Raw genomic sequence first — 14568 nt, 5'->3', positions numbered from 1 at the left:
TATATTCCATGGTTGATTGGAATATCAGCACGGAGACGAGCAGCGACCGAGGAGTACGCGATGCCCACCGACTTCACCCTGATCCCTGTCATCGATGAAGGACTGGGCAACTCGACCTATCTGCTCGACCTCGGCGACGGGCGCGCTCTGGTCATCGACCCGGAACGCGACGTGCGGCGGGTGCGGGCCGAAGCTCGCCGTCACGGCCTGCAAATCGCCTATGCCGTGGAGACCCATCTGCACGCGGACTTCATCTCCGGCGTACGGGAACTCGCCGAGACCGAGGGTGCCATCGTCATCGCCCCGGAAGTCGGGGCTCGCGGGTTCGCCGTGACCGCGCTCGCCGACGGCGAGACCGTCGCCGTCGGCGCGTTCGTCCTCGAAGCGCTCGCGACACCGGGGCACTCGCCCGAGCACCTGTCCTACCTGCTGCGCGATGCGGATCAACAGTTGCAGGGTGTGTTCACCGGTGGCTCGCTGATGGTCGGCACCGCCGGGCGCACCGACCTGGTCAGCCCTGAGCAAACCGTCCCCCTCGCCCGAGCGCAGTACCACTCGCTGCAGCGATTGATGGAACTGCCCGACGACACCCAGGTCTGGCCCACCCACGGCGCAGGCTCGTTCTGCTCGGCAGCCACCGGCACCGACCGCACCACCACCATCGGCCACGAGCGCGCGACCAATCCGCTGTTGCAGGTCGACGGCGAGGACGCCTTCGTCGAGGCCCTGCTCACCTCGCTCGGAACCTTCCCCGACTACTTCCTGCGCCTCGGCGAAATCAACCACCAAGGCCCCGCCGTCCTCACCGACTCCCCCACCCTGACCCCGCTGACCAGCGACCAGGTCAGCGAACTGATCGCCGACGGCGCGCAGATCGTCGACGCCCGCCCGGCCGCCGATTTCGCCGCAGGCCACATCCCGGGAGCACTGTCGATCACCCTGCGGCCGGTGTTCGCGACCTGGCTGGGCTGGCTCGCCGACCCCGACCGGCCCGTGATCATCGTCCGCGACCGCGCGCAGGACAGCATCGACATCGCTTGGGAGGCAGCCAAAGTCGGATTCGACACCCTTGCGGGTGAACTCGCCGACGGGATGAGCGCCTGGAGCGGTCCGGTCGAGAAGGCGCAGCTGGTCAGCGCCGACCAGCTCGCCGCACACCCCGCTCCGACCGTGCTCGATATCCGCCAGCGCGGCGAGTACCTCGCCGGCCACGTGCCCGCCGCCCGAAACCTCGAACTCGGCACTCTCGCTGCCCATCTGGTCGATGTTCCGGCCGGGCCGCTGGCGGTGATGTGTGGGCACGGCGAACGGGCCATGACCGCAGCCAGCATCCTGGAACGCAGTGGCCGCACCGACATCCGCATCCTGGAAGGCTCACCCGCCGACTACGCCGCCGCACTCGGCCAGGATCTGGCGGCCGGAGCATGAGCCTGCGCCCGAGCGTGCGGACCCCTGTTCTCGGCCTGCGGGAGAACGCCGCCCAGTTCACGCTGCTGGTCGCGGTCAACGCGCTCGTCGGTGGCATGGTCGGCCAGCAGCAGACCGTGCTGCCGCTGCTGGCGGAGTCCGAATTCGGGCTCACCGGTTACACATTCATCTTCACCTACGTCGCCGCGTTCGGGATCACCAAAGCGATCGCGAACTACTTCGCGGGCACCTTCTCCGACCGCTACGGCCGCAAACCCGTTCTGCTGATCGGCTGGCTGTTCGCGATCCCGGTGCCGCTGATGCTCATCACCGCCCCCAGCTGGGGGTGGGTCGTGGCCGCGAACGTGCTCCTCGGCATCAACCAGGGCCTCACCTGGTCCACCACCGTCGTCATGAAGATCGACCTCGTCGGCCCGAGCCGGCGCGGACTGGCGATGGGCCTCAACGAAGCCGCCGGATACGGTGCGGTCGCGATCAGCTCCCTGCTCGCCGGATATCTCGCCGAACACTTCGGGTTACGCCCTGCCCCGTTCCTGCTCGGCCTGGCCTACACCGCACTGGCCCTGGCCATCTCGGGCTTCTTCATCCGCGAAACCCGCGACTACGCCCGCCTGGAAGCCGCCGCGCACACTCCGCGAGCCGACGGCCTGCACGACCACCTCCACGCCGACCTGACCGACCGCCAGATCGCGATCGCGACCAGCGTAACCGAACCCGCGCTGTCCTCGGCCAGCCACGCCGGACTGGTCAACAATCTCAACTTCGGGTTGTCGTGGGGACTGTTCCCACTACTGTTCGCCACCGCGGACTTGTCCGTGGGCCAGATCGGGCTGTTGTTCGCTCTCTACCCCGGGGTGTGGGGCGCCGGACAACTCCTCACCGGAGCGCTGTCGGACCGGTGGGGCCGCAAGCACCTCATCACCGGCGGCATGACCCTGCAAGCCGCCGCGCTGGCGATCATCGCCACCAGCGACGGGTTCACAGGATGGGCTCTCGGCGCCGTCTTGCTCGGCGCCGGAACCGCGATGGTCTACCCGACACTGCTGGCGGTGATCGGCGATGTCGCGCATCCGCTGTGGCGGGGGCGCGCGGTCGGGGTGTACCGGGTCTGGCGCGACCTCGGCTACGCGGTCGGCGCGATCCTGGGCGGCATCGTCGCCGACCTGCTCGGCCTGCACGCCGCCGTCTGGGCCGCCGCCGCCATCAGCGCCGCCACCGCGCTGATCGTCGGGGTCCGCATGTATGAAACCCATCCCCCGGCCCATCGACAACCCTCCTGACACCTACCGGTACCGCTGCCCTCGTTCGCGCCATCAGGCGACCGAGGGCAGCGCCGTATCCCAGGTCTTGCGCGTCCACTTTTGAAAGCGCACACTTACGCAAGTGAAGGCTTTCAAAGATGTGGATCTCGCGATTCTCGGCGATCCGACCCGCAAGGCGATCTTCGAACGACTCGCCCGGCGACCGTCGTCGGTGGGCGAACTGGCCGAGTCGCTACCGGTCACCCGCCAAGCGGTGTCGCAGCATCTGCGTGTCCTGAAGGAAGGCGGTCTCGTCGTGGCGACGCCGGAGGGCACCAAGCGCATCTACCGCATCAATCCCGCAGGCCTCGCCGCGATCCAGGCCTATTTCCAGAACATCTGGGACGAGGCGTTGACCGCTTTTCAGAAGGCCGCCGAGCAGACGGCGACCGACCCCGAACAGGAGAATCGACCATGACCAGCACCGGACAACTGAACGTCCTGGAAGGCACAGCCACCGTCGCGATGACACCGGAACGCGCGTTCGCGTTCTTCACCGAATCCTTCGGCCGCTGGTGGCCTGCGGCCTATCACATCGGCACGTCCGAGATGGCCGACGCGATCCTCGAACCCGGCGAGGGCGGACGCTGGTACGAACGCGGTGTCGACGGCACCGAATGCGACTGGGGCCGGGTACTGGCGTGGGAGCCACCGCACCGGCTCGTGGTGACCTGGCAGATCAACGGCCGCTGGGAATACGACCCCGACCCTGCGCGGGCCAGCGAGATCGAGGTCCGCTTCACCGCCGACGGGCCGGAGCAGACCACCGTCACCCTCGAACACCGCCACCTCGACCGGCTCGTCGACGGCAAAGCCATCCAGGACACCATCGTCGAACGCGGCGGCGGCTGGAGCACCCTGCTCGAACTGTTCGCCGATACCGCGCAATCACCGTCCTGACACTCGTCCGAAACTCCTGACCAAATCAGGGGTTTCGACCCCCGGCCAACGCCGCCGCCGGCAACACCACCGAATCCGAGGGCGCGAGCGCGGCCAGCAACCCGGCGGCGAGCAACGCGATCCCGGACGCGCCCGCGACCAGCAGCCGACCAAAACGGTCAACGAGCCACCCGGTCAGCGGCGAGGGCGGATACATCGCACCGACATGGACCGCGATCACCATGCCCGCAGCCGCTGTGCCGTGACCGTGGGCGAGCATGTATACAGGAGAGCACCAAGATGGTCGCGACCAGCACCGTCGACACCGCCCGACCATGGTGCGCGGCGGCCAGATCCGCTCCGGCATACCGGGCCTGCGAATTGGTGGCTGTGCCCGCGCCGTAGACGAACAACGCGACGAACAACAAAGCCGGATTGTCGGCCACCGCTGCGGCGATCATTCCGACACTGCCGATCGCGCCGAGATGGCCTGCACTCACCCCGCCCAGTACGGAACCCACTTCTCGCCCGGTTCATCGGCTTCCGACTCACCAAGCCGACCACGGGGGACGACAGACCGCTGCCAAGGCCTGACATGCGAGAGTGCACCATGGCCATGTCACCTGGGGCGCCCACGCTCGCCGTCGTCTCCGGTCCCCCGGGATCGGGGAAATCCACGCTCGCCCACGCCCTGGCCGACAAGATCGGCGTTCCGGCGATCATCCGCGACGAGATCAAGCAGGGCATGGTCGCCGCCACCGGTCCGCGCGACACAGGTTACGGAGACCTCGACATCCCCGCCCTGCACGCCTTCTTCGACACCCTCACCGTACTCGCTCGCGCAGGCGTCACCGTCGTCGCCGAAGCGGCATTCCAGGACAAACTCTGGCGCCCCAACCTCATACCGCTTACAGCGCTCGCGCAGGTCCGCATCATCCACTGCACCTCGCCACAGCATGTCCGTCGCGACCGCATCGCCCATCGCGCCAACCGCGATGTTCACCGACGCGCACACAACGACGCCGACATCCTCGCCGAGATCGCCACCGGAACCCGCACCGCCGACTCTTTCGTCGCGGTGAATTTGGACGTCGCGCAGATGACGGTCGACACCACCGAGGGATACCAGCCGGGTCTGGATGCCATCGTCGGCTTCGTCATCGCGCCGCCAGGCAACTGATCCGACAGCCACCGGCTTGCCCCGCCGCGCGTCCCTGGAAAACCGACACAGGTCGATCCCGGCGAGACGATGCACAGGGGAAGATTCAGGTTCCGTTGCAGATGTACGTCCGGACGGCACCCACGAGCCGTTGTTCCCGAGTCACTCGGTCCACGACATTCGAGTCTCAGACATCGCCTACCGGTGGTCGAAGCTCCCGCGAATCTTCCTGCGGCTCGAGCACAACACCGTGGCCGAGATCGTCCGGAATTCGATGGACGACCCGGACGCACTGGCGTTTCGATCATCCGGCGCTCTGCTGGAAGGAACCATATTCGGCGGACTCTACCTCGCCCCGCTCCTGGGCAGTCTTTCACCGAACGTTTGGGGAATCGGCGCCACGCATCTCGGACAGATCATCGTCTATACCCCTTCGCTGGTCGCTCAGGAACTCCTTCTCCCAGATGACCGCGGTTGGTGGCTGCCGATCCGTGCGCATCCAGCTATGCCGTACTTTGTCCGCTCAGCAGCTTTTCTGCGTACGCGTCCAGCAAATCGTCCTCGTCGTCGGGGAGCCCCAGGACGCGGGCCGCGGCTGGGAAGTCCCAGTCGGTTACCCGTTCCCGGACGGCGACACGGCCGAACGCGTTGTAGCGCTCGAAGTCGACGAGGACGTCGCCGTCGTACGACGCTGCACGTGCGGAGTAATCGTTGTGACCGAAAAAGAAGGTGCCCGGACACCGGATGCCGCCCAGCGCCAAGACCTCGCCTCCGGTGGCACCATCGGCACACTCGATCTCCCTCGCGGCGACCACGGAGTAGCACGGCCTGCACACCAGCGCCCCACTCACCGACAGTCCGCCCAGGACGAACAGCACTGCCCCTTCCTCCAGTACGAGGTCCCCATCGACCTGAACGTCGCCTGCGACAACATGGACCGCGTTCCCCTGCACCAGGACAGGTCCTGCGAGTTCGTGCCGGTCGGCTGACGGATACGCCTCTACCAGAACCCGCAACACAGCCCATCGATAGTGCTCCGGACCGTCGAGCCAGTCCCACGACGTTCCGCTGTCCAGCCGGGCGGGCGGCTGCTGCATTCGCTGGTCGAGCTCGTCGACCGTGACGCCATACTGGGCTGCGTCCTGGATGAACAGTGCGTCATCGATGAGTGATGCCCTGACGCGGGCGTACGCGTCCTTGACCTGCTGTGCCGAAAGCGGGAAGGCTGCGGGCTGCCAGAGAAGGGCACGCGAGGATCTGACCATCCTCCGAAGCTATCAATGCAGAGTGGCGAAACAACGGTATATCCACGTAACCGCATGCCTAAGGGTTGTCCCGTAAGCCGTTGAGCAGCAGCAGGTATCGTGCCAACGATGGTGATCGGCGGCTGATCCGGTGATGGTGGAGTTGTCCTCCGGGCTGCGGCCACGCGGGTTCGCTCGTCTGATCACCCGGTTGCGGTGTGACGGCGCTGATCGGCCGTTGCGGGTAGGCCGTGGGAGCGTGCCGCAACGTGGTGGTGATCGCCGACGGCGGTTACCAGGGCACCGGGCTGATCATTGCGCACCGCCGGGCACCCGGTGCCGAGCTGTCGGAGTGGAAACAGGCCGACAACAAGTCCCACCGCAGAGTCCGTGCCCGTGTCGAACACGTCTTCGCCCGGATGAAGACCTGGAAGATCCTGCGGGACTACCGCCTACGCGGCGACGGACACTCTGGCCAAGCTCGCCCACACCCACTAACGCAAACGAGCACACCGACGCGACTATTCCGGACATACGGGAAACCCTTAGGTCCTCTAGAGTGTGTAGTCGAGTATCGCGCGGGCGAGGGCATCGCTGTCCTCGAGCATCGCCATATGCCCGACTCCGCGAAGGTATCGGAGCTCGGCACCCGGCACCGCCTCGTACTGGTGTGCCGAGGCCGGGTCCCACCGGGGGTCGGAATCCCCGAAGATCACGAGGAGGGGCTTCCGGGTGGCGATGAGGCGCTCGGGCACAGTCCCCGCGGCGATGTAGTCCATGTTGGCGGCGAGAATCGCGCGGAACGTTCGATAGGTCGTCCTTCGCAGATCGGCTACAGCTGTGTCGGGCACCGTGATCGGGGCCGCCGCAGTCGCTGCCAGTCCGCGGCGGATCATCGAATCGGTACGAATCGCCCACACGAGCGGGCCGAAAGGTGGCGAGGCGAGCGCCTTGATGATCGCCGGCTCGGGCAAGAGCGCTGTGAGGCTCGGCCCTGTGCTGACCAGGACCAGCTCGCCGACCAGGTCCGGGCGACGCTCCACGAGGGCGGTAGCGACGTATCCCCCGCTGGAGTGACCGACCACCTTCAGATTCCGGAACCCGAGTTCGTCCAACACTGCCGCCGTCCGATCCGCCTGCTGTGGAACGGCATACGTGGACGCCGGCTCCGATCGGCCGCATCCCGGAAGGTCGATCGTGATCACCCGATACGCCGTGGTGAGCATTGGCACCACCGGCGACCACGTCGAACCGGTTGCGCCCGAACCGTGGATGAGCAACAAGGGCGGTGCCGCCGGGTCTCCGTCGATGACAATGTGCAACCCGTGGACTGTCGTTTCATTGCGTGTCCGGGTGGGGCTCGATTCGTTCATGCCGACAGCTTCGTCGCGGGCTCGTCGCACCGTCTTGTACGAATGTCACGTTGTCCCGATCCGGCTAGCCTGGGATGCATGAGCGCAACTGGCCTACTGGACTGGAGCCGGGTCGAGGTCGCTGTCCCGGCCGGTCGCCCGACTCCAGGAGTCCGGATGGCGGGTTTCCGTTACTACGACATCGGCCCCGTGGACCTCACGATGATCCCGCATCCCTCGGTCACGATCCTGCTGGATCTCACCGAGCACGGAGTCGCCTACACCAGCCCCGGAGGTTCGGTCGCGGGGAGCGCGGTCATCGGACTCCGTGCCGGCGCCTTACGAATGACCAGCGCGGGGGCGGGCGAAGTCTTGCAGATCCGCCTGTCCCCCGTCGCCGCCGCAGCGATTCTCCGAGACACCGAGATGATCGGCGGTACCGTGACATCGTTGCCGCAACTGTGGGGCAGCAGCGCCACCATCTTGACCGAGCGGCTCCGTTCGACACCGTCGTGGGACGACCGTTTCGCCCTCACACGCGCCTTCCTTCGAAGCCGGGCGCCCGGCGAATTCGCGGTAGCACCCGAATTCGTCTACGCCTGGGACCAGACGGTCCGGAGCAGAGGGCAGCTGCGCATCGAGACAATCGCCACCGAGACCGGCTGGACCCGCCAGCGACTCTGGTCCCACTTCCGGAACCGGATCGGAGTCTCGCCCAAGCGGATGTCCGAACTCGTCCGCTTCGACCATGCCGCCCACCTGCTGGCGGCAGGTCGCTCGCCCGCAGATGCCGCGGTCGAGGCAGGCTATACCGACCAATCCCACCTTCACCATCGCACCAAGGCGATCGCCGATATGACCCCGCCCCGCGTCGCCGGCGCACCGTGGCTCGCGATCGACGAAACTGCGTGGCCGACGAGCTGATCCCGCAGCCGACCGTACAACAACCGCCGGCCCGACGGGCACGAGACCGCCTCGGCCCGCCAGCCTGGCGTGCGGCCCGCGTCGGTCAGACCGCGCTTCGCGCCAGCAACGTCCCGAGCGCGCGCATGGCCTCCGCGGTCGCCCACTGGGCTTCCGCCTGCGCGAGGGCAGCATGCGCCTGTGCCTGAGCGATCACGTTCCGCCGCTCCGCGCCGCTCACCGCGTCGCCGGCGGCAAGGCCACCGAGCAGCGCCTCGGCGCGCTCCTTGTGAGTGGTGTAGTCATCCATCGCTCAATTCTCGCACCCCTGGAACTGCGGGCGAATTCGGCAACCACACGCGGGACATGATGTGCGCCGGAAGAATTGCGGACATGCAATGGCCGAGCCGAGGATCGCCGCATGGCGACCTCGACCATCACGATCGCACTGATGTGCTCCCTCCGTGAAAGCCGACCTGGTCGGTTCTCGTGGCCGCGGAAGCGGCACAAAGGGCTCGGGTAGTTCGCTCGCGCGAAGGATCGGTGTCGACAGTCAGCATGGTCATCGCCTGCAGGCCCCGTGTAGTGCAGATCGTGCAACGCAATGCCGCGGGCGGCTCCCGGCTCACATGCCGGTCGCCGCCCGGCGGGGGTTGCTATTACACCGTCTACTCGCAAGCCCACCGGCACGTCAGACGAGCTGGGACGCACTACACAGGCAGGCAGAAACGTACGTAGAACCTCTCGATCGCCAGCCCTGGTCGATACGGTCGCGAATCGGCCTGTCGAGACGCATTACCACTTGTTGACGTGGAGTACGGTCTCGAGCGGGGCGCGTTTGGCGAGCTTGAAATCGGTGCCCTTCGTGTACGCGACAGGCAACAGCACGCCCTGCCGGACACTCCCGGGAATTCCCAGTGCCTCGGCAACCTCCCGTTCGTACTCCAGATGCAGTGACGTCCACGCTGATCCGAGGCCCCGTTCGCGCAGCGCGAGCGCGAGGCTCCAGGCAGCGGGAAGCAGCGAGCCCCACAGACCGGCCTGGTTACCCTCCGGCAGCTGCCCACCCGGCACGTGGATCGCACCGATGACCAGCACCGGCACCTGCTCCATCACCTCCGCCAGATACGTCGCACTCGAGGCCACCTTCTCCGCGGTCTCGAGATCCTTTGGCGGCTTCGCTGCCCGTGCTGCCGCACCCGCCGCGGCGTAGGCGGTGTAGGACTTGCGGTAGTACTCCGCGACGATCTTCTTGGGCTCGGGATCGGTCAGCACGATCCAATGCCAGCCCTGCATGTTGCTGCCCGACGGCGCCTGCAGCGCCACCTCCAAAGCGTCGGTGATCACCTCCAGCGGCACCGGCCGTTCCAGGTCGAGCCGTTTGCGCACTGACCTGGTCGTGGTCAGTACCTCGTCGGCAGACAGGTCGAGATGCGGGAATTCGACGGTCATGGCCTCTCCAATCATGCAGTCGGTCTGGGGATCGCAGCGTCATTTGGTCGGCGGCGCGCTTATCACGAATGCGGCGATCCGTTCACGGGCCTCATCATCGCCGATCGAGTCGGTCATCCTGGCCGTCACGGTGCCGATACGCACACAGAGACGGCACATGACGCCAGTCGACGCAACTCTTTGATCCCGGCCGTCGGCGGCCAGGGCCTTGACGGGGAGACGGCTGGAAAGGCGGGCTCTCCCGTCCATACATGAGCTTCATGGTGTCTGCTGACCATTTACTCGCCTTCACGGCCATGTCGTTCTTGCTGATCGTGATTCCCGGTCCCTGCGTGCTATTCATGGTCGGGCGGGCACTGGCGCATGGACGCCGCGGCGCGTTGACCACGGTTGCGGGGAACACGCTCGGCGCCTGTGTGCTGGTTGTGGCATTCGGGGTCGGGACGGTCGTGGAGCGCTCGGTTCTCATCTTCACGGCGCTCCAGCTGGCGGGCGCCGCTTACCTGGTGTTTCTCGGCGTCAAGGCATGGCGGGAGCGTAAGTCGCTGCACGCGGCGGTCACCGGAATCGGTGGCGCGCAGGGTGGTCTGCGGACGTTTCGGGAAGGGTTCGCGGTCGGCGTGACCAATCCCAAGACCATCGTGTTCTTCGCCGCCGTGTCGCCGCAGTTCGTCGACCGCGGTCAGGGTCAAGTCGCGGTGCAGATGCTGCTGTTGGGCTTGGTCTTCGGTATCATTGCTGTTGCCTCTGACATGGTGTGGGGGCTGCTCGCGGCCACTGCCCGGGACTGGTTCGTGCGCTCACCGCACAGGCTTTCGGTGGTCGGTGGGATCGGTGGGCTCACCATGATCGGGCTCGGTGTCACCGTCGCCGCGACGGTCTTCAACCAACGCAGCTCCAAGCCTCTGACGACACGACGGGACTGGCCCGGTCAACTTCGCTTTCGCGTCGCCACGACGGCGGTCGCCACGCCCACCGCGGTGAGTACCGCGATGCCCAGGGCCATCCAGCGCGCCGAATCGACCATCGAGTCCTCGCCGATCCGGATCAGCGTGCCGGCGATCGCCGCGCTCACCGCATAGGTGTTCGAGAGCCTGCCCGAGGACCACATGCCCAGCAAGCGCGACTGGAATCGCATCTCCAGGCGGGGGCACGACCACCGCGAATCGCGCCGCCGCGAAATCGAGCAGGTGCAACGCGAACTCACCGACTGCATCGGCTGCGGCTGCCTGTCACTGCGCCGCTGCTACGTCCTGGACCCGAGTGACGGTCTCGCCGAGAGCGGCCCAGGCCCGCAGCATCTGTTACACCCCGAAACGCCAGGCGAGTAGCCGATTCTCGCCGGTGCGTGCCACGTGAAGCACGCACGTGCAGCCCGAAACCGACTTCGCGGTCTTGGCATCACCGGCGCCAGCCGAGTCGCAGCTTCACCGGGGCAATGCCCCGGCTGCCGCAAATCCTCGCTGCAGCAAGGATTTAGCCCAGTTCTGGCACGTGAATACGCTCCTGCAATCGCCGGCTGCTCGATTGGGTGGCGTGGAGGAGAATGGTCGCACAATCAATTGCGTGTATTGCCGGTCTGATGTTAGTGTGATGCGTCCGAGTTCGACGTGGTGCGAGAGATTGGGAGGTGAGTTGATGATCGCGGTGATGACCGCTGCCCTGTGCAGCGCCCGGACCATCCTCACGTCCCGGGTTCCGGTCTGACCGATTTCCATCGCTGATAGCGCGAGCCGTGCGGCTCGTAGCCGCGATGGATTCGGCGTTCGAGCCGGAGCTCCCTTTTTCCAAGGGTCTCACTATGTATTCCTCTTCTCTGTCCTCATTCGATTTATCCGCGCTCGGTTGGGACGACTCGTTCGCCGCGCTGTTCGCAGCCCATGCCGTCGATGGTCTGGTTCCGGCTCGCATCGTGCGGGTCGACCGCGGCCGCTGTGACACATTGACCGCATCGGGTCCCGTCCGCGCGGTCAGCACGGCCGTGACCTCCCTCGACCCCGCCCACGCCGTGTGCACAGGCGACTGGGCGGCGCTGCGCATGGAGCCGGAGCCGGAACTGGTGGCACTGCTGCCGCGGCGCAGCGCGATCACCCGGGCCTCGGCGGATCGAACATCCCACCAGCAGGTCTTGGCGGCCAACGTCGACACCGTCGCCATCGCTGTCTCGCTCGCAGTACCGCTGAACGCGGGGCGGGTCGAGCGGCTACTGGCGCTGGCCTGGGACAGCGGCGCGCAACCGGTCGTCGTTCTCACCAAAGCCGACCGCACCAACGAGCCCGACGCAGCCTTGCTCGCTCTCACCTCGCTGGCACCCGGCGTGGACATCGTCACCACCAGCGCCACGACAGGTACGGGTCTGGCCCTACTGTCGGAGGCGGTCACGGGGACCACGGTCCTGCTCGGCCCCTCGGGTGCGGGAAAGTCCACCCTGGCAAACGCCCTGCTCGGTCGAGAACACATGGGCACCAACGCAGTTCGGGCTGGCGACGGCAAAGGCCGGCACACCACCGTGCATCGCGAGTTGCTGCCGTTACCCGGCGGCGGGGTGCTCATCGACACTCCGGGCCTGCGGGGTATCGGTTTGCAGGATGCCACGGACGGCGTGGAGCGGGTCTTCGCCGAAATCGAGGCCTACGCCCGCGACTGTGCCTTCGGCGATTGCGAACATCGCAGTGAACCAAGCTGCGCCGTACAAGAAGCCGTAGTCGCCGGCATGTTGGATGTGGACAGGCTCGACCGGTACCGCAAGCTGCTACGCGAAAGCGAACGGGCCGCGGCCCGCGGCAGCGCCCGCGAGTCGAGCAAGCGCACTAGAACCAAGAAGGCGATCACGCGGGATCTGCGCGCGACCTATCGATTCCGCGACCGCCAGCGCGAACGCTGACGCCGATTGTGGCAGCACGCATCCGGGGACCGCCCGGCTGCGCCGTCTGGCCGCGGCTGGCACTTCAGCCCGCAGATCTGCAGCACTGCTCGTCGAGTAACTCACCCCCCGAAACGGAGAAAACTGTTTTGCGCACCCACACCAACTGGATCACTCGCGCCGAGACCGACGGCGATATCCCCGTGATCCGCGAGATCAACCTCGCCGCGTTCGACACCGCCGAGGAGGCCGACCTCGTCGACGCTCTGCGCTCCGACCCGGCGTGGATCGACGGCCTTTCCATCCTCAGCGCAAGCCCCGACGGCCAGCCCGTCGGCTACGCACTGCTGACGCGCTGTCACGTCGATGACACCCCGGCGCTATGCCTGGGACCGTGCGCTGTTCTGCCCGAATACCAGAAGACCGGGGCAGGATCCGCCGCGATCCGTGCCGCGCTCGAGGCCGCTGAGCAGGCGGGCGAGCACTTCGTGGTCGTTCTCGGGCATCCGACCTACTACCCGCGGTTCGGGTTCACCCGCGCCTCGGAGTACGGCATCCGGATCAGTATCGATGTCCCCGACGAGGCATTGATGGCACTGGGCTTCGACTCCGAACAGCTGCCCAGCGGCACCGTCCGCTACGCAGCACCCTTCGGCATCTAACCCGAGCAGAGACACTCCGCTCCGCCCATCTCGTTGCCCTGGGTTGGCCTGCAGACGTACGGGCAGCCGCCAGCCCAGGGCGCGTCCCCTGCCTCCGAGAGATTCCCGCATGACACATCCCCCATCCCAACCCGTCATCGACGCCATTTTCGCGCTGCACCACAACCTGCCCCGGCAAGGTCCCGGATCCGACGAGACCACCCGCCACCTGCTTCGCTGGCAAACCACGGCCGGCCCCGCCCGCGGGTGCTCGACGTTGGTTGCGGGCCAGGGCGGGCCGCGCTGCTACTCGCCGCCGAAGCCGATGCGCATGTTGTCGCCGTGGATCTGCATCAGCCGTTTCTCGACGAGCTCGCAGGCACCGCGGCCGAGCAAGACCTGAGCGAACGAATCTCAACCGTCAACTGCTCGATGGACCGGCTCCCGTTCCCCGACCACAGCTTCGACATCATCTGGGCAGAAGGCGCGGTCTACAACATCGGTTTCGGCACTGCCCTGCAGGCATGGCGTCGGCTACTGGCCCCCAACGGGGTTCTGGTCGTTACCGAGATCGAGTGGTCGACCGCCACTCCAGCGCCACCGACGAAAACCTTCTGGGCGGGCTCTTACCCGCTGCGAACAACCGAGGAAAACAGGGCCGCGGCACAGTCCGCCGGGTATCGGGTGAGCGCCCACTATCCGCTACCCGAAAGCGACTGGTGGGACGAGTACTACACGCTGCTGAGCGAACGCCTCGACACCGCCGACCCGACCCGACCGGGCATGGCCGAGGCCATCTCCACCCAGCGAGAAGAGATCGCCCTGCGCCGCGAATACGGAGCCGACTACCGATACGCCGGCTACGTCCTGCATCCGGCCCACCCCGTCGGCACCGGGAGCAATGACATCCCCGGGCCCCGGCCGGACCGGTGATCATGGCACAACCGCCGCGGCCGGTCCTCGGCCGAAGTCTCGGCGCCCTTCCTCGCCACGACACCGTCGTACTCACGGCAAGCTTCGTAGGTGCCATGAGAACGGTCCGCCAGGCAAGCTCCGCCACGCCCACTAGGTGCTCAGCAGCGGATCGAGGCCAGCACGCTGTCGACGGACTGTTCGGCCACCTGGTCACTGAGGGGCCGGTGACCGAACAGCACGCGGTAGTAGAGCGGTGCGGCCAACGCATCGAGGACGAAATCCATGTCGATATCTGGCCGCACCTCGCCCCGTTCAATCGCGGAACACAATGTGAGGTTCCCCCGTTTTCACGGAGAGCTCCAACCCGTGGTCCGATAGGACCGGAAGGAGTCGATCAGTGGCAGCACCGAAGAAATATCCGGACGAGTTGA

Annotated in this window: 16 protein-coding genes and 2 pseudogenes; 12 read left to right on the top strand and 6 right to left on the bottom strand. The window is 66.7% G+C overall.

The window, feature by feature from the left end; all coding sequences use genetic code 11:
* Positions 1-60 precede the first annotated feature (60 nt).
* The 4 genes from ATM97_RS16930 (at position 61) to ATM97_RS16915 (ending at position 3629) form a co-directional block, all read left to right on the top strand.
* Positions 61-1428, top strand: coding sequence for a rhodanese-like domain-containing protein (locus tag ATM97_RS16930; protein ID WP_218718988.1), 1368 nt, complete (start codon positions 61-63; stop codon positions 1426-1428).
* Complete coding sequence (locus ATM97_RS16925) at positions 1425-2708, top strand: MFS transporter (RefSeq protein ID WP_218718987.1); 1284 nt, start codon at positions 1425-1427, stop codon at positions 2706-2708. The genes ATM97_RS16930 and ATM97_RS16925 overlap by 4 nt, the downstream gene beginning before the upstream one ends.
* A gap of 103 nt (positions 2709-2811) precedes the next feature.
* Positions 2812-3147, top strand: coding sequence for a helix-turn-helix transcriptional regulator (locus ATM97_RS16920; protein WP_218718986.1), 336 nt, complete (start codon positions 2812-2814; stop codon positions 3145-3147).
* Positions 3144-3629, top strand: coding sequence for an SRPBCC family protein (locus ATM97_RS16915; protein ID WP_218718985.1), 486 nt, complete (start codon positions 3144-3146; stop codon positions 3627-3629). Before ATM97_RS16920 ends, ATM97_RS16915 begins: the two co-directional genes overlap by 4 nt.
* 25 nt (positions 3630-3654) lie before the next feature.
* On the opposite strand, the gene ATM97_RS16910 is transcribed toward ATM97_RS16915, so the two are convergent.
* Positions 3655-3888 carry a hypothetical protein gene (locus ATM97_RS16910; RefSeq protein ID WP_218718984.1) on the bottom strand — a complete coding sequence of 78 codons (234 nt, stop codon included), beginning with the start codon at positions 3886-3888 and terminating at the stop codon, positions 3655-3657.
* Between the two features lie 330 nt (positions 3889-4218).
* On the opposite strand from ATM97_RS16910, the gene ATM97_RS16905 reads away from it, so the two are divergent.
* Positions 4219-4788 carry an AAA family ATPase gene (locus tag ATM97_RS16905; RefSeq protein WP_255587928.1) on the top strand — a complete coding sequence of 190 codons (570 nt, stop codon included), beginning with the start codon at positions 4219-4221 and terminating at the stop codon, positions 4786-4788.
* Between the two features lie 482 nt (positions 4789-5270).
* Here the strand turns inward: ATM97_RS16905 and ATM97_RS16900 are convergent, their stop codons facing one another.
* Positions 5271-6032, bottom strand: coding sequence for a hypothetical protein (locus tag ATM97_RS16900; protein WP_218718983.1), 762 nt, complete (start codon positions 6030-6032; stop codon positions 5271-5273).
* A 254-nt stretch (positions 6033-6286) separates the two neighbouring features.
* Between ATM97_RS16900 and ATM97_RS16895 the strand changes: the two are divergent.
* Positions 6287-6511: pseudogene (locus tag ATM97_RS16895) on the top strand (transposase family protein); the annotation flags it as partial.
* Between the two features lie 54 nt (positions 6512-6565).
* On the opposite strand, the gene ATM97_RS16890 reads toward ATM97_RS16895, so the two are convergent.
* Complete coding sequence (locus ATM97_RS16890; protein ID WP_218718982.1) at positions 6566-7384, bottom strand: alpha/beta fold hydrolase; 819 nt, start codon at positions 7382-7384, stop codon at positions 6566-6568.
* 78 nt (positions 7385-7462) lie between these two features.
* Between ATM97_RS16890 and ATM97_RS16885 the strand changes: the two genes are divergently transcribed.
* On the top strand, positions 7463-8287 hold the full coding sequence (locus ATM97_RS16885) for an AraC family transcriptional regulator (protein ID WP_255587936.1): 825 nt from the start codon (positions 7463-7465) through the stop codon (positions 8285-8287).
* An 85-nt stretch (positions 8288-8372) separates the two neighbouring features.
* On the opposite strand, the gene ATM97_RS16880 is transcribed toward ATM97_RS16885, so the two are convergent.
* Both ATM97_RS16880 and ATM97_RS16875 read right to left on the bottom strand, forming a co-directional pair.
* Positions 8373-8576, bottom strand: coding sequence for a hypothetical protein (locus ATM97_RS16880; RefSeq protein ID WP_218718981.1), 204 nt, complete (start codon positions 8574-8576; stop codon positions 8373-8375).
* A 485-nt stretch (positions 8577-9061) separates the two neighbouring features.
* Entirely contained in the window at positions 9062-9718 is a 657-nt protein-coding gene (locus tag ATM97_RS16875) for a nitroreductase family protein (RefSeq protein ID WP_218718980.1), read from the bottom strand.
* 260 nt (positions 9719-9978) lie between these two features.
* On the opposite strand from ATM97_RS16875, the pseudogene ATM97_RS16870 reads away from it, so the two are divergent.
* The 5 genes and pseudogenes from ATM97_RS16870 to ATM97_RS16850 form a co-directional block, all read left to right on the top strand.
* Positions 9979-10596: pseudogene (locus tag ATM97_RS16870) on the top strand (LysE family translocator); the annotation flags it as partial.
* Positions 10597-10800: 204 nt separating this feature from the next.
* Positions 10801-11049 (top strand): hypothetical protein, encoded by a 249-nt coding sequence (locus ATM97_RS16865; protein ID WP_218718979.1) that lies wholly within the window; start codon positions 10801-10803, stop codon positions 11047-11049.
* Positions 11050-11471: 422 nt separating this feature from the next.
* A complete protein-coding gene (gene rsgA, locus ATM97_RS16860) occupies positions 11472-12602 on the top strand; it encodes a ribosome small subunit-dependent GTPase A (RefSeq protein ID WP_308248516.1) in 1131 nt (376 codons plus the stop codon).
* 128 nt (positions 12603-12730) lie between these two features.
* Entirely contained in the window at positions 12731-13243 is a 513-nt protein-coding gene (locus ATM97_RS16855) for a GNAT family N-acetyltransferase (protein WP_218718978.1), read from the top strand.
* 33 nt (positions 13244-13276) lie between these two features.
* A complete protein-coding gene (locus ATM97_RS16850) occupies positions 13277-14155 on the top strand; it encodes a class I SAM-dependent methyltransferase (RefSeq protein ID WP_255587925.1) in 879 nt (292 codons plus the stop codon).
* A gap of 140 nt (positions 14156-14295) precedes the next feature.
* On the opposite strand, the gene ATM97_RS16845 is transcribed toward ATM97_RS16850, so the two are convergent.
* Positions 14296-14466 carry a TetR-like C-terminal domain-containing protein gene (locus ATM97_RS16845; RefSeq protein ID WP_255587924.1) on the bottom strand — a complete coding sequence of 57 codons (171 nt, stop codon included), beginning with the start codon at positions 14464-14466 and terminating at the stop codon, positions 14296-14298.
* Between the last annotated feature and the right edge of the window lie 102 nt (positions 14467-14568).

The organism is Nocardia sp. MH4, assembly GCF_019266065.1.
Lineage (GTDB): Bacteria > Actinomycetota > Actinomycetes > Mycobacteriales > Mycobacteriaceae > Nocardia > Nocardia canadensis.
This window is presented reverse-complemented; position numbering and strand designations above follow the sequence as displayed.